The sequence below is a fragment of the Aliivibrio sifiae genome, from assembly GCF_002954715.1.
GTDB lineage: Bacteria > Pseudomonadota > Gammaproteobacteria > Enterobacterales > Vibrionaceae > Aliivibrio > Aliivibrio sifiae.
In genome coordinates this window covers 1-18,621 of the sequence record NZ_MSCP01000001.1, presented here as the reverse complement: position 1 = coordinate 18,621, position 18,621 = coordinate 1, and the positions used below count along the sequence as shown (strand labels likewise).

At 38.6% G+C, this 18,621-nt stretch carries 19 protein-coding genes; 5 read left to right on the top strand and 14 right to left on the bottom strand.

Features of this window, described 5'->3' with window-relative positions; genetic code table 11:
- Both BTO23_RS00095 and BTO23_RS00090 read left to right on the top strand, forming a co-directional pair.
- Positions 1 to 591, top strand: coding sequence for a phosphoheptose isomerase (locus tag BTO23_RS00095; protein ID WP_060994083.1), 591 nt, complete (start codon positions 1 to 3; stop codon positions 589 to 591).
- Between the two features lie 4 nt (positions 592 to 595).
- Positions 596 to 1,183 (top strand): BON domain-containing protein, encoded by a 588-nt coding sequence (locus BTO23_RS00090; protein WP_060994082.1) that lies wholly within the window; start codon positions 596 to 598, stop codon positions 1,181 to 1,183.
- A 79-nt stretch (positions 1,184 to 1,262) separates the two neighbouring features.
- Here BTO23_RS00090 and sspB read toward each other — a convergent pair whose 3' ends face one another.
- The 8 genes from sspB to zapE all read right to left on the bottom strand — a co-directional run bounded on the left by sspB (position 1,263) and on the right by zapE (position 7,726).
- Positions 1,263 to 1,724 carry a ClpXP protease specificity-enhancing factor gene (gene sspB / locus BTO23_RS00085; protein WP_060994081.1) on the bottom strand — a complete coding sequence of 154 codons (462 nt, stop codon included), beginning with the start codon at positions 1,722 to 1,724 and terminating at the stop codon, positions 1,263 to 1,265.
- On the bottom strand, positions 1,724 to 2,359 hold the full coding sequence (gene sspA, locus BTO23_RS00080; RefSeq protein ID WP_060994080.1) for a stringent starvation protein SspA: 636 nt from the start codon (positions 2,357 to 2,359) through the stop codon (positions 1,724 to 1,726). The genes sspB and sspA overlap by 1 nt, the downstream gene beginning before the upstream one ends.
- 146 nt (positions 2,360 to 2,505) lie before the next feature.
- Positions 2,506 to 3,243, bottom strand: coding sequence for a cytochrome c1 (locus tag BTO23_RS00075; protein ID WP_105062763.1), 738 nt, complete (start codon positions 3,241 to 3,243; stop codon positions 2,506 to 2,508).
- Entirely contained in the window at positions 3,240 to 4,508 is a 1,269-nt protein-coding gene (locus tag BTO23_RS00070) for a cytochrome b (protein WP_061005714.1), read from the bottom strand. The genes BTO23_RS00075 and BTO23_RS00070 overlap by 4 nt, the downstream gene beginning before the upstream one ends.
- Positions 4,508 to 5,101, bottom strand: a complete 594-nt coding sequence (gene petA / locus BTO23_RS00065; protein WP_060994131.1) for a ubiquinol-cytochrome c reductase iron-sulfur subunit — start codon at positions 5,099 to 5,101, stop codon at positions 4,508 to 4,510. Before petA ends, BTO23_RS00070 begins: the two co-directional genes overlap by 1 nt.
- A 402-nt stretch (positions 5,102 to 5,503) precedes the next feature.
- Positions 5,504 to 5,896: a 30S ribosomal protein S9 gene (rpsI, locus tag BTO23_RS00060; protein WP_060994077.1), complete on the bottom strand. Its 393-nt coding sequence runs from the start codon at positions 5,894 to 5,896 to the stop codon at positions 5,504 to 5,506.
- 15 nt (positions 5,897 to 5,911) lie between these two features.
- Entirely contained in the window at positions 5,912 to 6,340 is a 429-nt protein-coding gene (gene rplM, locus BTO23_RS00055) for a 50S ribosomal protein L13 (protein WP_045101173.1), read from the bottom strand.
- A gap of 279 nt (positions 6,341 to 6,619) precedes the next feature.
- Positions 6,620 to 7,726, bottom strand: coding sequence for a cell division protein ZapE (zapE, locus tag BTO23_RS00050; protein ID WP_170066717.1), 1,107 nt, complete (start codon positions 7,724 to 7,726; stop codon positions 6,620 to 6,622).
- Between the two features lie 124 nt (positions 7,727 to 7,850).
- On the opposite strand from zapE, the gene zapG reads away from it, so the two are divergent.
- Both zapG and degS read left to right on the top strand, forming a co-directional pair.
- Positions 7,851 to 8,306 carry a Z-ring associated protein ZapG gene (gene zapG / locus BTO23_RS00045; RefSeq protein ID WP_060994075.1) on the top strand — a complete coding sequence of 152 codons (456 nt, stop codon included), beginning with the start codon at positions 7,851 to 7,853 and terminating at the stop codon, positions 8,304 to 8,306.
- 212 nt (positions 8,307 to 8,518) lie between these two features.
- Complete coding sequence (gene degS / locus BTO23_RS00040) at positions 8,519 to 9,586, top strand: outer membrane-stress sensor serine endopeptidase DegS (RefSeq protein ID WP_061005710.1); 1,068 nt, start codon at positions 8,519 to 8,521, stop codon at positions 9,584 to 9,586.
- A gap of 119 nt (positions 9,587 to 9,705) precedes the next feature.
- Here degS and parC read toward each other — a convergent pair whose 3' ends face one another.
- From parC to nudF, 6 genes are all read right to left on the bottom strand, one after another.
- A complete protein-coding gene (gene parC / locus BTO23_RS00035) occupies positions 9,706 to 11,979 on the bottom strand; it encodes a DNA topoisomerase IV subunit A (RefSeq protein WP_060994073.1) in 2,274 nt (757 codons plus the stop codon).
- A gap of 3 nt (positions 11,980 to 11,982) precedes the next feature.
- The gene (gene parE / locus BTO23_RS00030) at positions 11,983 to 13,863 is read right to left on the bottom strand and encodes a DNA topoisomerase IV subunit B (protein ID WP_061005708.1); all 1,881 of its coding nucleotides are present in this window, start codon (positions 13,861 to 13,863) and stop codon (positions 11,983 to 11,985) included.
- A gap of 143 nt (positions 13,864 to 14,006) precedes the next feature.
- Positions 14,007 to 14,591, bottom strand: coding sequence for an esterase YqiA (gene yqiA, locus BTO23_RS00025; RefSeq protein ID WP_060994071.1), 585 nt, complete (start codon positions 14,589 to 14,591; stop codon positions 14,007 to 14,009).
- A gap of 1 nt (position 14,592) precedes the next feature.
- Positions 14,593 to 15,417, bottom strand: coding sequence for a 3',5'-cyclic-AMP phosphodiesterase (cpdA, locus tag BTO23_RS00020; protein WP_105062761.1), 825 nt, complete (start codon positions 15,415 to 15,417; stop codon positions 14,593 to 14,595).
- Positions 15,418 to 15,445: 28 nt separating this feature from the next.
- Entirely contained in the window at positions 15,446 to 15,865 is a 420-nt protein-coding gene (locus BTO23_RS00015) for a DUF1249 family protein (RefSeq protein WP_105062760.1), read from the bottom strand.
- Position 15,866: 1 nt separating this feature from the next.
- On the bottom strand, positions 15,867 to 16,505 hold the full coding sequence (gene nudF / locus BTO23_RS00010; RefSeq protein ID WP_060994068.1) for an ADP-ribose diphosphatase: 639 nt from the start codon (positions 16,503 to 16,505) through the stop codon (positions 15,867 to 15,869).
- Positions 16,506 to 16,737: 232 nt separating this feature from the next.
- Here nudF and tolC point away from each other — a divergent pair, with 232 nt between their 5' ends.
- Positions 16,738 to 18,063, top strand: coding sequence for an outer membrane channel protein TolC (gene tolC, locus BTO23_RS00005; RefSeq protein ID WP_060994067.1), 1,326 nt, complete (start codon positions 16,738 to 16,740; stop codon positions 18,061 to 18,063).
- The last annotated feature ends 558 nt before the right edge of the window (positions 18,064 to 18,621 follow it).

The window sequence follows — 18,621 nt, the reverse complement described above, 5'->3', positions numbered from 1 at the left end:
ATGCTAGAACACATCAAAGAAAGCTTTACTGAAAGTATTCAAATTCAAATCGCGGCGGCAGAAGCGCTTCCTGATCATATTATGCATGCTTCTCAAGCAATGGTGGCAACTTTATTAAATGGCAATAAGATTTTATGTTGCGGTAATGGTGGTTCAGCATCAAATGCACAGCAATTCGCATCATGTTTATTAAATCGCTTTGAAACGGAGCGACCTAGCTTACCAGCAATGGCACTAACCGCAGACACTTCGACACTGACAGCAATCGCCAATGATTATAACTACGATGAAATTTTCTCTAAGCAAGTAAGAGCGTTAGGACAACCAGGTGATATTTTACTTGTCCTATCTACTAGCGGAAACAGTCAAGATATCCTAAAAGCAATGGAAGCGGCTGTAAGCCGTGATATGACAATTATCGCTCTTACAGGTATGGATGGCGGTGTAATGGCAGGCCTATTAGGTGAATCTGATGTTGAGATCCGAATTCCATCTCATCGAGTCGCTCGTATTCAAGAGGTCCATCTTTTAACTTTACATTGTATATGTGACCTTGTTGATCAAGTTCTCTTCCCACAACATTCTGAGTAATTATATGAAATTAGTTAGATTAAGTGCAATTTTGCTCTCTGCCGTTTTATTGCAAGGGTGTGCTGGTTTATTTATTGCGGGGGCAGCAACAACTGCATCTGTGGTAACTGACAACCGTTCAATGAAAGAACAATTGCTAGATAAAAACTTATCATTAGAAACGACAGGTTTAGCGAACAAATCCCCTTATCAATATAATATGCGAGTCAACGCTGTTTCCTATGACGGTAAAATACTTTTAATGGGACAAGCTAAAGATGCTCAAATAAATCAAAAATTTGAGAAGCAAATTAAAGCAATGAATGGGGTTAATACTGTTTATAACCAAATTCGAATTCGTCCTTTGTTAACCTTTACACAAGTGAATAACGACAGTTGGATTACCACAAAGGTAAAATCATCTTTACTTGCTAAATCTGAATTAAATGGCATTAAGGTTAGTGTATTTACCGAAGCCCAAGAAGTCTTCTTAGTGGGATTTGTGACAGAAGAGCAAGGTGACATTGCTGCAGATATCGCTCGTAATATCAAAGGTGTCAAAGGTGTAATAAAAGCCTTTGAATATGGCCAAGGTGGCAGTGTAGAAAAATAATATCTTTAAATAAGATAGAACAAATAAAAAAGCCTGCGTAATGCAGGCTTTTTAATACAATTAATTTAATAGCATCATACTATTTAACTACTCGTAAACTTGGACGACCAGTAGGACGTGGTGACTCAGGTTTATCTTCTGATGAAGGATGTTGTTCTGAAACTGAACTTAACGTCTCTTCTTCAAAAATGCCTTCATCAGATGTTAATTCATAAGCCTCTTCAGGTTCAAACATAGTTCCAGCGCCATTCTCACGGGCATAGATAGCTTGAATAGCATAAAGAGGTAGAATTAATGAGTGTGGACGACCGCCGAAGCGAGCATTAAATGTTACCGCTTCATTACCCATTTCTAGATTACCAACAGAGTGCGGTGCTACGTTTAAAACGATTTGACCATCTTGAACAAACTCTTCTGGTACTCGAACACCGTTCATTGTTGCATCAACAACAAGATGAGGCGTTAACTCATTATCTACAATCCATTCATAGAAAGCTCGTAATAAGTATGGGCGACGCGGCATCATTGAACTCATATCCATTAGTTAGTTAAACGCAGTTCACGCTCAGCTTCTGTTAACGAAGCTAGGAATGAATCACGTTCAAATACACGGCTCATATAAACTTTAAGTTCTTTTGCACCAGGACCTGATAATTCAATACCCATTGATGGCAAACGCCATAATAACGGAGCTAAATAACAGTCAACTAGGCTAAACTCATCACTCATAAAGTAAGTATATTCAGCAAAAATTGGACCTAACATTAATAAGTCATTGCGCAGTTTTGCACGAGCGGCTTCAGCTTCTTCAAAAGAACCACCTTCAACAATCTTCGCTAATGAATACCAGTTAGTTTCAACACGGTGCATCATTAGACGGCTGTTACCACGAGCGACTGGGTAAACAGGCATCAATGGCGGATGAGGAAAACGCTCATCTAAATATTCCATGATGATATTTGAGTTGTATAAAGCAAGCTCACGATCAACTAGTGTAGGTACAGTTTTGTAAGGGTTTAATTCTACAAGTTCTGCAGGTAAGTTGGATGGTTCAACCAATTCAACTTCAACACTTACTCCTTTCTCAGCAAGTACAATACGTACTTGATGACTGTACATGTCAGAAGCGTCTGAAAAAAGCGTCATTACTGAGCGTTTGTTGGCAGCAACAGCCATTGAGCCCTCCGGTATTTATCTAGGAGCAAAAAGCACCGCATTTTTTGGTGCCTGTCATCTATTATTCATTCTTAAAATAGTAGTGACACAAAAACAATGGAGGCGAAGCCTCCATTGCATACAATTAACGATCTAGAATATCACGATTAGTGGACATCGCGCCAATATTCTTTCTTAAGCAAGTAAGAAACAAAGGCAAATATTACTAAAAAGCCCATAACCCACCAACCTAGGCGATGACGCTCAAGCTGTACAGGATCACCAGAGTATTCAAGGAAGTTAACTAAATCACGAACAGCCACATTATATTCACCAGAGCTAAGTTCTCCAGTGCCATCTGACTCAACCCCTACGACTACTTTATGCTCAACACCATTTACTGTAGTTATTTCATAAATAGGAGTAGTTACCCCTTGGAGTTCTTGAAGAACATGCGGCATACCTACACTTGGGAACACCATGTTATTCACACCAAACGGACGTGTAGGATCAGCATAAAACGTACGTAAATAAGTATATAACCAATCTGTTCCACGAACACGAGCCACAAGTGTTAGATCCGGTGGCGGAGCACCAAACCAATTAGCCGCCTGTTTTTCTGGAATCGCATTTTCCATCAAATCACCAATTTTGGCATTTGGATCAAAAACAAGATTATCCATCATTAAATCTACTGGGATCCCAAGATCTTCAGCCACTCTTCCATAACGTTGGTATTGAGTTGAATGACAACCGGCACAATAGTTCATAAATAACTTAGCGCCATTTTGAAGTGATGCTTGGTCACGGATATCATTATTTGCTTTATCCAATGGAACACTAGCTCCAGCAGCCATTGCCATTGATGGCAACAAAGCAAAAAGCACTAAAATCAACTTTCTCATTTGAATGTCACCCTCTCTGGTAATGGTTTCGTCGCTTCATTTTTACTGTAGACAAACAACAGAACAAAGAACATAAAGTAAGTCAGACTGAATATTTGAGCTAACAATGTATATAAAGAGGTAGCTGGTAGTGCTCCTAAGATACCAAGAGCAATAAAGCTGACAGTAAATTGTGCAATATTCAATAAATGCAACTTACTACGGTAACGATATGAACGAACTTTACAACGATCTAACCATGGAAGAAGGAACAGCACGACAATCGATGCACCCATTGCTGCAACACCAATTAATTTATCTGGTACCGCACGTAAAATTGCATAAAACGGAGTGAAGTACCAAACCGGAGCAATATGCTCAGGTGTTTTAAGTGGATTAGCTGCTTCAAAGTTAGGGCCTTCTAAGAAATATCCACCCATCTCTGGATTGAAGAACAACACATAACAGAAGAAGAATAAGAAACCAGCCACACCAATCATATCTTTTACCGTCCCATATGGGTGGAAAGGTACTGAATCGATAATGTTATATTTCTTCGTATAGTACTCATGGAATTTAAACTGAGTTTTGTGCTCACCTTTGTCATCTTTTGCTTTTGGTTGTTTTAACTCAATACCATCAGGATTATTAGAACCCACCTCATGTAGAGCAAGAACATGTAATACGACGAGTAACAATAATACAATCGGCAATGCTATAACATGCAATGCAAAGAAACGGTTGAGCGTTGCTCCTGATATTACATAATCACCACGGATCCATAGCGTCAAATCATCACCAATAACTGGAATTGCACCAAATAGTGAAATAATAACCTGAGCACCCCAATAGGACATTTGTCCCCATGGTAGTAAATAGCCCATAAAAGCTTCAGCCATTAGAACTAAGAAGATCAGCATACCAAATAGCCATAATAGTTCACGAGGCTTTTGGTAAGAACCGTAAATTAAGCCTCGGAACATATGAAGATATACAACAACAAAAAACGCTGATGCGCCCGTTGAGTGCATATAACGTAATAACCAACCATAATCAACATCACGCATGATGTATTCAACAGAAGCAAACGCTCCTTCACCAGAAGGTACATAATTCATTGTTAACCAAATTCCAGTAATAAGTTGATTAACGAGAACTAACATGGCTAATGAGCCAAAGAAATACCAAAAATTAAAGTTTTTTGGCATCGGGTATTCAGACAAATGCTTTTTATATGCATTCATCGCTGGTAGACGTTTCTCTACCCAATCAAGTAATGGTTGCATTAGGCTTCCCCTCCTTCATCAACCCCAACTAGGATACGACTATCGCTAAGGTACATATGCTTAGGAACCACAAGGTTCAATGGTGCAGGTACACCTTGGAATACTCGACCAGCCATATCAAACTTAGAGCCGTGACATGGGCAAAAGAAACCAGAGTTAACCCCCTCAACTTGTTCACTAAAACTGTCAGGTAAATAGGTAGGTGAACAGCCAAGGTGAGTACAAATACCAACGGCTAAAAATATTTCAGGCTTAATCGAACGATACGCATTTTGTGCATATTCAGGTTGTTGTTCTTCCCCAGAAGAGGGATCTCGAAGTTGACCATCAATTTCAGTTAATGATTGTAAAAGAGCGTCTGAGCGACGAACAACCCATACTGGCTTTCCTCTCCACTCAACACGAACCATTTGCCCATCTTCAAGCTTACTGATATCGACTTCAACCGGAGCACCGGCAGCTTTCGCCCTTGCGCTCGGGTTCCAAGATTTAATAAAAGGTACGGCCACCGCCACTGCTCCTAAACCACCAACAACAGCTGTTGTTGCAGTTAAGAAACGACGTCGACCATTACTCACTGGCGCATTGCTCATCCAACTTTCTCCCATTTGCTCTTTATATAGTTTTTATTATGTCCATACATTTTCGAGCTGCGGCTAACTTTTAAGGTTTGATACAACAGAATTCCAAGACTTAAAACTCTCAATAAAACCAAAGAGTTTGTTCATACTTAGTTACACTGCTGTTTTAACCCATAAATGATAAAGAAAACCTTACTTTTTGACAAGGTAAAGCTACTTTTTTGCAACATTTGTGAACTAGGTAGGCTTTTTTTAGCGAGGAGGAAGAAAAGATAAGAAAAGATAGAAAAATTCAAGCAATGAAGATAATTTCACCTCACAAAAACAACAAAAGCCCAGCATTTCTGCTGGGCTTTTGACCACAATAACCAAAGTAGTTTTGAAACAAAACCACTTGGCAAAGTAAGCGTAATATTAACGCTTAGAGAATTGTGGTTTACGACGTGCTTTACGTAGACCAACTTTCTTACGTTCAACGCAACGAGCGTCACGCGTAACATAGCCAGCAGCACGTAGTGCAGGACGTAGTGATTCATCGTATTGCATAAGAGCGCGTGTGATACCGTGACGGATCGCACCAGCTTGACCAGAAATACCACCACCAGAAACAGTGATGAATAGGTCTAGTTTGTCAGTCATTTCAACTAGCTCTAGAGGTTGGTTAACAACCATACGTGCTGTTGGACGACCGAAGTAAACTTCAAGGCTACGCTTGTTGATTACGATGTTGCCAGTACCCGGTTTAATAAAAACGCGAGCTGCTGAGCTTTTACGGCGACCAGTGCCGTAGTATTGATTCTCTGCCATTGCCATAATCCCCGATTAAATGTCTAGTACTTGTGGTTGTTGAGCAGTGTGGTTATGCTCAGCGCCAGCGTAAACTTTAAGTTTACGGTACATAGCACGACCAAGAGGACCACGTGGTAGCATACCTTTAACAGCTAATTCAATAACCATTTCAGGTTTACGATCGATCAGTTTCTCGAAAGAAATAGATTTTAGACCGCCTGGGAACTCAGAGTGGCGGTAGTAGATCTTGCCAGCTGCTTTGTTACCAGTTACGCGTACTTTCTCTGCGTTGATAACGATGATGTAATCACCAGTATCTACGTGAGGAGTGTATTCTGCTTTATGCTTGCCACGTAGGCGAGATGCGATTTCAGTTGCGATACGACCAAGAGTTTTACCTTCAGCGTCTACAACATACCAGTCACGCTTTACAGCGGCTGGTTTAGCAACGAAAGTTTTCATGCTAATGATACCCGTTATTAAATAATTTCACTGATTAGGAGCTTTCGCTCCCACTGTATATTTTTGAGCCCAGTCATCACCCCTTCGAGTGGTTGGCACTCTTGGCAATTACGCCAGTACAGTAACGGTGGGTCGGAGGATTATAGTGAAGCGTGAAGAAAAAATCATCTTTTTTTTGAAGATATTTCACATATTAGGTAAAAAGCACAAAAAAAATGAAATTTGAACCTCATCACATCAAATAAATACCTTAAATTATCGTAATAAAGGAATTAATGATTAAGATAAATGTTCTTTCGCTAGATATTCATGGCTTTGCATTTCAACTAACCGAGACTGACAACGTTTAAATTCAAACGTTAAGCGTCCTTTTTTATAAATAGAGCTCAAATCTGCTTCTGCAGAGATGATTAATTTGACGTTTCGCTCATAAAACTCATCAATCATGGCAATAAAACGACGAGCGGCATCATCATTAAGCTCTCCCATTATTTTAACATTGGAAAGTAAAACAGTATGATATAGGCGAGACAACTCTATGTAGTCATTCTGACTACGAGCACTTTCACATAATGCTGAAAACTCAAAATGAACAACCCCATCACCTTCTGCTTTCACGCTTAATTGGCGATGGTTAATTTCTATCTTCTTCTTTTGATATTCACTGTCCACTGTCAATTTTTCAAAATACATTCTCATGTTATTTTCCGCTTTATCATCTAAAGGAAAATGAAAAATCTCAGCTTGCTCTAATGTCCTTAAGCGATAGTCAACACCACTATCTACATTTACTATTTGACAATGAGTTTCAATTAATACGATAGCAGGAAGAAAACGTACTCGCTGTAAGCCATTTCGATAAAGCTCTTGTGGGATGATATTCGATGTTGCGACTAAGGTAATACCTCGTTCAAACAATGCTTCTAGTAGTGTAGCTAAAATCATTGCGTCTGTTATATCTGAAACAAAAAACTCATCAAAGCAGATAATATCAGTTTCTTGCTTAAATTTATCAGCAACCACAAGTAATGGATCTGATTGATGTTTTAGTTCCCTAAGCTCATCATGGACACGCTGCATAAAACGATGAAAATGAACTCTCATTTTTCTCTTTGTTGGTAAAGCGTCATAAAAAGTATCAACTAAATAAGTTTTACCACGACCAACGCCTCCCCAGAAATACAACCCTTTGATTGGAGTTAACTTTTGAGGCTTCGCTTTTTTGAAAAAATGTTTCCACGATTTTTTTACTTCCTTTTCAGGAACTTTTGTTTCTAATATGCGTCGATATAAAGCATCTAGTTGTTCTACAGCATATTGTTGAGCATTATCATGATGAAATCCGTCCTGTTGAAGGTCGAGATGATATTTTTCTAATGGTGTCATCAGTTTTAATCTTTTCTTTTGTTGATTGACTCTCTTCATAGTAGCATGATCTCAACATACTCAATGAGTGGGCTAACTCACAGTTATGCCGACCCATATTAATAAATATGATAAGGAGCACTTCATGGCTTGGACCTACGCCTTAATTGGCTTAGCCGTTGGTATAATTATTGGCTTTTTAATTTCTCGCATTACCGTACCTGGTATTAAACAACAAAAATCATTAAAACAAGATTTAGAAAAATCCAAATATGAGCTAGAGCAATACCGTCAAGAGTTAGTTGATCACTTTGCTACAAGCGCTACTATGCTAGAAGCTTTGGCAAAAGACTTTAATAAGATGTATGACCATATGGCTTCAACATCAAAAGAACTTATGCCTAATCTACCAGAGCAAGATAATCCATTTTCAGCCCGTTTAGATGAAATGACACTTTCACCTGAATTAAATAAAAAAGTGGCTCACATAAAAGAAGAAGTGAATAAGCAACCAAAAGATTACGCAAATGGTGCGACAGGCTTATTAAATGATGAACCAATAATTGATATCAACGCAAAAAAAGAAGATAAGATCGCATAGCACCAAAATTTATAATTAACACTTTAAGGGTTTCTTAATCATACATGTGCCTTGACAACAAAATGCCTTCTGATTCTGAAACTCTTGTTCGTTTAAACGTATTAACGTCACCAATTAATAGCGCCTCCCTCCTTTATTCAATCTCTACTTTTTATGAACATTCAATGTTATCCTAACTAATTATTTTTAGATTTTTAAAGGTTAGGAAGGCAATGCTTTCATTCTTATTGCGCTCAGCTATTATAGGTACAGTAACTGCTGCTGTATTATTACTTGCATTCCCTAATCTACGTTCCTCAATTAACACGAAAAAAATCCCAACAGAACAAGCTTCTCAACAAATAAGTAATCAAATTTCATTTAATTATGCAGTACGCCGTGCGGCCCCCGCTGTTGTTAATATTTATAGCAGAAAATATAACGATAAAGACCGATTACGTTTAGATACTGAAGGCTTAGGTTCAGGGGTTATCGTTAGTGATAAAGGTTATATCATCACCAATTATCATGTGGTTGCTGATGCGGACCAAGTCATTGTAGCCCTTCAAGATGGTCGATTATTTAACTCTCAATTGATTGGCAAAGACAAACGCACCGATCTCGCTGTACTGCAAATTAAAGATACAAACCTTCCTGTCATTCCATTAAATCCGAATTATCAAGCAGACATTGGTGACGTGGTATTGGCAATAGGTAATCCTTATAACTTAGGACAAACCACCACATTCGGGATCATTTCAGCAACTGGACGAGCTGCGCTAAGTGCCGATGGGACGCAAGGCTTAATACAAACGGATGCTGCAATTAACCGCGGTAACTCAGGAGGAGCGTTAGTCAATACTCGAGGAGAGTTAGTTGGCATCAATACGGCCTCTTTCCAACAAGCAACCGAATTAGAAACCTATGGAATATCTTTTGCTATTCCTTATGCTCTTGCTGATAAAATAATGCGTCGTTTAATTGCTGATGGGCAAGTGATCCGAGGCTATATTGGTATTGATGGCAGGGATATTAACCCAGCAATGGCTCGTCTTATGAATGCTGATAATATCAATGGCATCCTAGTTCTAGGGGTTTCACCAAATAGTCCAGCAGAAAAGAGTGGCATAATTACTCAAGATATAATTACGAGCATTGATGGTAAGAGTGTTATTAATAGACAAAATGTCACTGATATTGTTACAGAATTACGCCCAGGGACAGAAGTCGATGTCGATGTAATTCGCAAAGGGGTCGCTCAAACTATCAAAGTAACCATTGCTGAAGATCCTTCAAATTAGTTTTCATACCAATGGTATTAATTAATACGGCCTGTTTTTTTACGTAGAATATCGTTTAATAGATAAAAAAATAGCGCATTTATCATGCGCTATTTTTTATTCACTTCATAAAACGAAGATCATTCGCTTTCTTCATTTGATGAACTTTCACCATTAACATCAATACGAGTAACTCGCTGTAAGCCTCTTGGTAGTAAACTACCACGACGACCACGCTCACCTCTAAAGTTATCAAGATCACTTGGTTTTAAACCTAACTTACGTTTACCGGCATATAAGGTAACAGTCGCACCTTGTGGCAATGGTAGTAAGTGAGATAAAAACTCATCACGTGATTTAGAGCGAGCAGCAGGAATATTAATTATTTTATTCCCTTTACCTTTACTTAGCTGTGGTAAATCTTTAATTGGGAACAGTAACATTCTACCTTCATTGGTGATTGCTAAAATTTCATCATTGTCTAAATCGGAAACAGATTCTGGGTTCATTACTAATGAATTTTCAGGAAGCGTTAGTAACGTCTTACCATTCTTATTCTTCGATAATAAATCACTGCCTTTACATACAAAACCGTAACCAGCATCAGAACTGATTAACCATGCTTGATCCTCTTCACCCATAACTACATGAGTAATTTGAGTACCAGCCGTAATATTTAAGCGGCCAGTAATAGGCTCACCTTGGCTTCTTGCTGATGGCAGGGTATGTGACTCAAGCGCATAACTTCTGCCGTTGGTTCCCATAAATACCGCAGGGGCATTACTTTTACCTCGAGCATGGGCAAGATATTTATCACCTGATTTATAGTTTAATGTAGTCGGGTCGACTTCATGCCCTTTAGCATGACGGATCCAACCTTTATCAGAAAGAACAACAGTAATCGTTTCACTTGGAATTAAATCACGTTCTGTTAATGCTTTTGCTTCTTCACGTTCAACCAAAGGAGAACGGCGATCATCGCCAAACTTCTCTGCATCCGCTAAGATTTCTTTCTTAATTAACGTACTTAAACGACGCTCTGAACCTAATAGTTTCTCAAGCTGATCACGCTCTTTCGCTAACTCATCTTGCTCACCACGGATCTTAATCTCTTCCAGTTTCGCTAACTGACGAAGTTTAATCTCTAAAATAGCTTCCGCTTGAATCTCAGTTAAATCAAAGCGCGTCATTAATTCATGCTTTGGATTATCTTCGGTACGAATAATTTCGATAACTTCATCGATATTTAAATACGCAGCCAATAGACCATCTAAAATATGTAAACGAGCCAAGATTTTATCAAGACGATGTTGCAAACGCTTACGAACTGTCGTGCGACGGAATTCAATCCACTCATTAAGAATGCTAACTAAGCCTTTAACTTGTGGGCGTAAATCCAAACCAATCATATTTAGGTTCACACGAAAGCTTTTTTCAAGATCCGTAGAAGCAAATAGGTGATTCATTAATGGTTCAGCTTCAATACGATTTGAACGCGGAACGATCACGATACGAGTTGGATTTTCATGATCCGATTCATCACGAAGATCGTCTACCATTGGTAACTTCTTCGCGCGCATTTGGCTCGCTATTTGTTCTAATAATTTACTGCCTGACACTTGATGTGGCAACGCAGTAATAACAATATCGCTACCTTCTTTATGCCATACTGCACGCATTTTAATGCTGCCGCGACCAGTGCGATAAATTTTCTTAATATCAGTATGAGATGAAATAATTTCCGCTTCAGTTGGGTAATCTGGTCCTTGGATAAAGTTCATCACTTCATCTAAGTCAGCTTTAGGATTATCCAATAAATGTACGGTTGCATTCGCAACTTCACGTACATTATGAGGTGGAATATCTGTCGCCATACCTACTGCGATACCCATAATGCCATTCAGCAATATATGAGGAAGGCGTGCAGGCAAGATCTTTGGTTCTTTCATCGTGCCATCAAAGTTTGGCTGCCATTCAACCGTACCTTGGCTTATTTCACCAAGTAGTACATCAGCAAACTTCGATAATTTTGATTCGGTATAACGCATTGCGGCGAACGATTTCGGATCATCTGGCGCACCCCAGTTACCCTGACCATCTACCAGTGGGTAGCGGTAAGAGAAAGGCTGAGCCATTAGTACCATCGCTTCATAACATGCAGAATCACCGTGTGGGTGGTATTTACCTAATACATCACCAACCGTACGTGCCGACTTTTTGTATTTTGCATTCGCAGATAAACCAAGCTCTGACATTGCATAAATAATACGACGTTGAACGGGTTTCAAACCATCACCAATATAAGGTAATGCGCGATCCATGATTACGTACATGGAGTAATTTAGATAAGCGTCTTCTGTAAACTTGCGCAGCGGCAGCTGTTCAACACCTTCCAAGGACATTTCTGAACTCATATCTTATACCTCTGCCTGATCGCCATTAGATTGTAGCCAAGCACGACGATCGTCTGCACGTTTTTTACCTAAAAGCATATCCATCATTTCATTGGTCTTTTCATCGTCATCAATGGTTAATTGAACCAGACGACGAGTATTTGGATCCATTGTCGTTTCACGAAGCTGAAGTGGATTCATCTCACCCAACCCTTTAAATCGTTGTACGTTTATTTTTGCACGTTTATTACTTAAACGATCTAATACGCCTTCTTTTTCTGCCTCATCAAGGGCATAAAAAACCTCTTTACCACAGTCAATACGATACAGCGGTGGCATTGCTACATAAACGTGTCCAGCACGAACTAAAGAAGAGAAGTGCTTCAGATATAGCGCACATAGAAGAGTCGCAATGTGAAGACCATCTGAATCGGCATCGGCAAGGATACATACTTTACCGTAACGTAAGCCTGATAAATCATCAGAGTCAGGGTCAATACCTAACGCGACAGAAATATTGTGAACTTCTTGAGATGCTAGAACTTGGTCTGCTGATACTTCCCACGTATTTAGAATTTTACCACGCAGTGGCATTACCGCTTGGAATTCACGATCACGCGCTTGTTTCGCAGAACCACCCGCCGAATCCCCTTCCACTAAGAAAAGTTCGGTACGAGCTAAATCTTGAATTGAACAGTCTGTCAATTTACCTGGCAATGTAGGGCCTGATGCTATCTTCTTACGAACAACTTTCTTAGCTGCTCGCATACGACGGTGTGCATTAGCAATACAAGCTTCAGCAATCAGTTCTGCAATTTGTGGTTTTTCATTCAACCATAAACTAAAAGCATCTTTTACAACGCCAGAAACAAATGCAGCACATTGACGTGAAGATAAACGCTCTTTCGTTTGGCCTGCAAATTGAGGATCTTGCATTTTAACCGACAAAACGTAAGCACAACGATCCCAAATATCATCCGCGGTTAATTTTACACCACGTGGTAATAAATTTCGGAACTCACAGAATTCACGCATAGCATCTAAAAGACCTTGGCGCATGCCATTTACGTGCGTACCACCTTGAGCAGTAGGGATAAGGTTTACATAACTTTCAGAAACAAGTTCTCCGCCTTCAGGCAACCAAGTTACGGCCCAATCAGCGGCTTCACCTTTACCTAAGAATGCGCCCGTGAATGGGTCTTCAGGTAATAACGTATAGCCAGTGACACCTTCTAGAAGGTAATCTTTAAGACCGTCTTCATAGCACCATTTATGTTCTTTATCGTTTACTTTATCTTTAAAGACAATCTCTAGCCCGGGGCATAATACTGCTTTAGCTTTTAAATTATTGATAAGGCGAGTAACAGAAAACTTCGGTGAATCAAAGTAACTGATATCAGGCCAAAAATGTACGCTAGTACCACGATTACGACGACCACAAGTTCCAACAACAGTTAAATCTGAAACTTTCTCACCATGTTCAAAGGCAATTTCATAGATTTCTCCATCACGACGAACTGTAACTTCGACACGTTTTGATAAGGCGTTAACTACCGAGATACCAACCCCGTGTAAACCGCCTGAAAACTCGTAGTTCTTACCTGAAAACTTACCACCAGCATGCAGCTTACATAAAATAAGCTCCACTCCTGAGACTTTCTCTACTGGATGTATATCAACAGGCATACCACGCCCGTCATCAATAACTTCAAGAGATTGATCGGCGTGTAAAATTACTTCAACTTTTTTCGCATGTCCGGCTAAGGCTTCATCGACACTATTATCTATTACTTCTTGCCCTAAATGGTTTGGACGAGTAGTGTCGGTATACATACCAGGACGGCGACGAACGGGCTCAAGGCCATTTAGAACCTCAATGGCTCCTGCATTATATTGTTCAGTCATATCTCGGAAGGCTTCTTAAAATTTGTTACATAGTCTGAAAGGGAGGAAAGAAAGTCAAGCAATCGACTCTATTCCTCTTTAAATATGTGGCTTTGTATTAAAGATTGTATAGATACTGTGTATTTCGGGTAGATAAAGCGTAACTATAAATTTAGAAATTGAATTATTTTTTCAGGGAAACGTTCAAAGCCAACAAAACTATGGTCCCCTTCTTTCTCAATAGTTTGTTTACAATTTACATATTTTCCGACAGCTTGGCGATAATCAAGAACTTCATCCCCTTCTTGCTGCAATAACCATAAGCTTTCAGGAGTGGCTACGGTTTTAACTAATAAATCCTGCAGTTCTACCATATGGTGGTTTTCAAGAAAGTAGTCTTCGCCAGTATAAGGGTTCGTTTGTACCCCTAAATAATCAGCAAGTAACTCATAAGGCTTAACAGCAGGATTAACAAGGACTGCTTTATAGCCATATTTATCATTTAACCACGCAGATAAATACCCACCTAATGAACTTCCAACTAATCCAATAGTAAATTCAGTTTTATATTTTTCAATAAGATTAATTAAAGATTCAGCCGCCTCTTGAGGATAAGAAGGCAAACGGGGAACAATAACCTTAATATCTGAACGGCTTTCTTTGCAGTATTGGACCATTACTTGAGCTTTATGGGATAAAGGAGAGCTGTTAAAACCATGAATGTATAGTAATAAGCTTGGCTTCTTCATTTTAATACCCTCCGGCTTCAACATCTGCTGAAAAATTACAATGCTCTAGACGATGCACCTCTGTATCAATATCACCATTTGGCAGCAAGTCTAAGGTTCGCCAACCTGGAGGCTGAGAATCTAGTGCAAAATCATCAGAATCAGGAAGAAATTGCACGCAGGTTGATGGTGTAGCAAGTAAGCGAACACCATTAATCATTCGATCAAGCTCTTGGTGAATATGGCCACACAAGATTCCTTTCACATTACTGTGCTTAGAAATAACATTCCAAAAATGTTCATTATCTTTTAATTGATGCTGATCGAGCCACGCACTGCCCGCAGGTAATGGATGATGGTGTAATAAAATCAATGAATAGCGAGTTCTATATTGAGTAAGAGCTTTGTCTAGGAGCTCCAACTGCTCTATAGATAAAGCACCATGAGGTACTCCTACAACCTGGCTATCTAAAATTATTAGCTGCCAATGTTTCCCAATAAGAAGGTGTTCAGAAGCCCTTATTTGAGGAGAGGGGAATACCCCTCCCATGCTTGGCTTATAGTCATGATTACCTGGCAACCAATAACATGGTTTTTCTAAAGGTTTAATCCCGTTTACAAAATGCTGGTAGGATTCAACGGTATGATCTTGAGATATATCACCAGTGGCCAAGATCGCACTAAAATCTGATGTACGCTGCTGCACTTGCTCTACTACGCTTTGAAAGCTGTATAAGGTAGGCACACCAAGTAGCGCTCCTTCTATTGGCGCAAATAAGTGAGTATCTGTTATCTGTAACAACCGTATCGGGCCGTTTTCATTCTTAAGTAGTGTTTCAGAGAGCAAAATAGCTACAACCTTTATATATTCTTTTTTAGAAAATGGGTTCTTGGCTTATCCCATTTTTTAAACAAAACGTCAGCCAGTCACTTAGGAACTGATTTAATTGGTGTTTCTCATCTTTTTGAAGCATTTTTCCATTCGGATAATCATATTTTGCTTTTATATGGGCAAGTTGCTGACTGGCACATACTTCAGCCACTCTAGCATCATGATAAAGTCTAACCGTTAATTTAGGAAGTGGATATATTGGTTTATTATCTATCTGATAAACCTCAACTAACGTTGTATATACTGTCACTTCTAATATTTTAATTTGGTATTCTTGCTGACACACTTTATAGCTAACAAGTTCACTGATTTTTTCATTTCTAGGTAAAAGTAAAACTAGTTTCGCATAATTAGTTTCATAAACACGCATTAGAGTAGATAAATCAACGTGATATTTACGCATGTTATTTCATGTTCCATTGTGTTCGTAACCCTGAAACATTTAACTCTAACCACTGTAATGCAATAATTGAGGCTGCATTCTCAATTCTACCATTAGTAACTAAGGCATATGCATCTTTTCGGGCTACGACATGAACCCTAATATCTTCACCTTCATCTTCTAAACCATGAATACCTTTAGCTGTAGATGTATCAACACAGCCAACAAATACATCAAGCTGTTCTGAACACCCTCCTGAAGAAGGATAAAAATGCGATATTTTTTGTAATCGAGAAACAACTATTCCAGCTTCTTCATTAGCTTCTCTAATAGCTACTTGTTCAGACGATTGACCTTTATCAATCATCCCAGCAACAATTTCATACTGCCATGGAGACGTTGATTCTAAAGCTCCAACACGAATCTGCTCAATTAAAACGACCTTATCTACAATAGGATCATAAGGTAAAAGTGCGACAGCATGTCCTCGTTCAAACAATTCACGTTCAATTATTTCACTCCAACCACCATTAAATAATTGATGCCGAAATGTAATTTTCGTCATATTAAAAAAACCATGGTAGAGTGATTTTTTCGACAAAACATCAACATCATCGCAGGTAAATTGATTATTTAATCCTTTATTTGAAGATGAATCCATTTATATCTCCTAGATTTAGCGTTCTGTTTTATCATTCATCCATAGTCGCAACAATTAATTAACTGAACATTTTTGATAATGCTTACATTTTTTTTAGAACCTTTCCACACTATTACAATAACGAAAATAGATAAAACGTAAAAAAATGTAATCTTTACAGCCATAGTATAGAGAGATAAGGTACACTCTATAAACTATATTATATAAAACAATTTTTGCAGGACAAACCACCATGAGAAAACTGCTTCCACTATTTATTGGAATGGCGTTAGGTAGTTTCAGCTCTTTAGCTGCTGCCGATGACCTTGCGCAAGTTTATAACCAAGCTAAAGAAAATGACCCTCAACTACTAAGAGCTGCTGCAACAAAAGATGCAGCTTTTGAAGCGGTAAACTCTTCGCAAAGTTCTCTATTACCACAAATTGATTTAAGTGCCGGCTACAATATTTTACGTAGTGATTTAGATACTCGTGAGAATGATCGTTTAACTGCAGGTATTAATTTATCTCAAGAACTTTACCAACAATCAAGTTGGGTTAGTTTAGATATAGCAGAAAAAAGTGCACGCCAAGCTGATTCTGCTTATGCCGCAGAGCAGCAAGGTGTTATTTTAAGAGTTGCCCAAGCTTATTTTGATGTATTACGTGCAAATGATAATTTAGAATTTGTTCGTTCAGAGAAAGCTGCTGTTGGTCGCCAACTTGAACAAACAAAACAACGTTTTGATGTAGGTTTATCTGCAATTACCGATGTACATGATGCTCAAGCTGAGTACGATAGCGTATTAGCTAATGAAGTATTAACAGAAAATCAATTAGTAAATAGCTATGAAGATCTTCGTGTTATTACAGGTCAAGGTCATACGGAACTAAGTGTATTAGATACAAAACGCTTCTCAGCAAGCCCATCAGAGCAAACATCAGATAGCTTAATTGATGAAGCCCAACAAAAAAATCTAAGCCTGTTAGCTGCTCGTATCAGCGCTGATGTTGCAAAAGATAATATATCTCTTGCAAGTTCAGGTCATATGCCATCCCTAACGTTTGATGCGGGTTATAATTACACCGACCAAAGTGGTACTAAAAATGGTTTTAATGATGATAGTTATGGAGACATTAACGCAGGTATTAACTTAAACATCCCACTGTATACTGGTGGTAATACTAGTTCGTTAACAAGCCAAGCAGAATTTCAATATGTTGCAGCAAGCCAAGACTTAGAAGCAACATATCGCGAAGTAACTAAAGATGTTAGAGCTTATAACAACAATATCAACGCATCTATCGGAGCACTAAAAGCTTACGAACAAACTGTAATCTCTGCTAATTCTGCATTAGAAGCAACAGAAGCGGGTTTTGATGTTGGTACACGTACTATTGTTGATGTTTTAGATTCAACACGTCGCTTATATGATGCGAATCGTAACCTAGCAAATGCTCGCTATGATTACATTTTAAGCGTACTTCAGTTAAAGCAAGCTGTTGGTACACTAAGCGAACAAGATATCATGGATATCAATATGGGCTTAAAAGCAGGTAAAACAACTCAAGCTCAATAATATTTATTGAACTCAATGTGGTGAACAGTAAATAAAGCCCGTAAACGCTCGGTATTATTATCGGGCGTTTTTTATATCCAAACAAATATCACAGGACCCTATTTCCGTAATCTAAACTTGTTATATTCATTTAACTCTATGGAGTATACTAAAGGTCGCAATAACTTCCTTCTGCTTATTTTAAAATCATCATCCACTCTGAGAGAGATTCTTATATAGTTCAATATATATTTGTAAACCTAAAGAATTACTATTATTAAAATATATAACCTCAACTAAATTAACAGCTTCTACGCTTTAGAACCATACACTAACACTCTCAATCTAAACTCTTTTACCTTTACCGATGAGTTAACACTTTCAGAGCAAGTTATTCACTTTCCTACAGACACATCGATTAAAGCCTTTTGATATAATGTTACTACGTTAATAGGGCTTTATATCAATCTATAGAGCAATATATCCCTCTATAGATTATCGACCACTAGCTCTTCAATAAAAAGTCCAGCCAATTGAACGACCACTTTGTGGTGTCTATTTAGCATAATTTCATTTATT

Bases quoted from the DNA above. Each gene is read 5' to 3' on its own strand.
- nudF (WP_060994068.1), bottom strand. From the start codon at position 16,505: ATGGATTCATCTTCAAATAAAGGATTAAATAATCAATTTACCTGCGAT.
- petA (WP_060994131.1), bottom strand. From the start codon at position 5,101: ATGAGCAATGCGCCAGTGAGTAATGGTCGACGTCGTTTCTTAACTGCA.
- zapG (WP_060994075.1), top strand. From the start codon at position 7,851: ATGGCTTGGACCTACGCCTTAATTGGCTTAGCCGTTGGTATAATTATT.
- rplM (WP_045101173.1), bottom strand. From the start codon at position 6,340: ATGAAAACTTTCGTTGCTAAACCAGCCGCTGTAAAGCGTGACTGGTAT.
- zapE (WP_170066717.1), bottom strand. From the start codon at position 7,726: ATGACACCATTAGAAAAATATCATCTCGACCTTCAACAGGACGGATTT.
- BTO23_RS00095 (WP_060994083.1), top strand. From the start codon at position 1: ATGCTAGAACACATCAAAGAAAGCTTTACTGAAAGTATTCAAATTCAA.
- parE (WP_061005708.1), bottom strand. From the start codon at position 13,863: ATGACTGAACAATATAATGCAGGAGCCATTGAGGTTCTAAATGGCCTT.
- BTO23_RS00070 (WP_061005714.1), bottom strand. From the start codon at position 4,508: ATGCAACCATTACTTGATTGGGTAGAGAAACGTCTACCAGCGATGAAT.
- degS (WP_061005710.1), top strand. From the start codon at position 8,519: ATGCTTTCATTCTTATTGCGCTCAGCTATTATAGGTACAGTAACTGCT.
- tolC (WP_060994067.1), top strand. From the start codon at position 16,738: ATGAGAAAACTGCTTCCACTATTTATTGGAATGGCGTTAGGTAGTTTC.
- parC (WP_060994073.1), bottom strand. From the start codon at position 11,979: ATGAGTTCAGAAATGTCCTTGGAAGGTGTTGAACAGCTGCCGCTGCGC.
- BTO23_RS00075 (WP_105062763.1), bottom strand. From the start codon at position 3,243: ATGAGAAAGTTGATTTTAGTGCTTTTTGCTTTGTTGCCATCAATGGCA.
- sspA (WP_060994080.1), bottom strand. From the start codon at position 2,359: ATGGCTGTTGCTGCCAACAAACGCTCAGTAATGACGCTTTTTTCAGAC.
- sspB (WP_060994081.1), bottom strand. From the start codon at position 1,724: ATGGATATGAGTTCAATGATGCCGCGTCGCCCATACTTATTACGAGCT.
- rpsI (WP_060994077.1), bottom strand. From the start codon at position 5,896: ATGGCAGAGAATCAATACTACGGCACTGGTCGCCGTAAAAGCTCAGCA.
- yqiA (WP_060994071.1), bottom strand. From the start codon at position 14,591: ATGAAGAAGCCAAGCTTATTACTATACATTCATGGTTTTAACAGCTCT.
- BTO23_RS00015 (WP_105062760.1), bottom strand. From the start codon at position 15,865: ATGCGTAAATATCACGTTGATTTATCTACTCTAATGCGTGTTTATGAA.
- BTO23_RS00090 (WP_060994082.1), top strand. From the start codon at position 596: ATGAAATTAGTTAGATTAAGTGCAATTTTGCTCTCTGCCGTTTTATTG.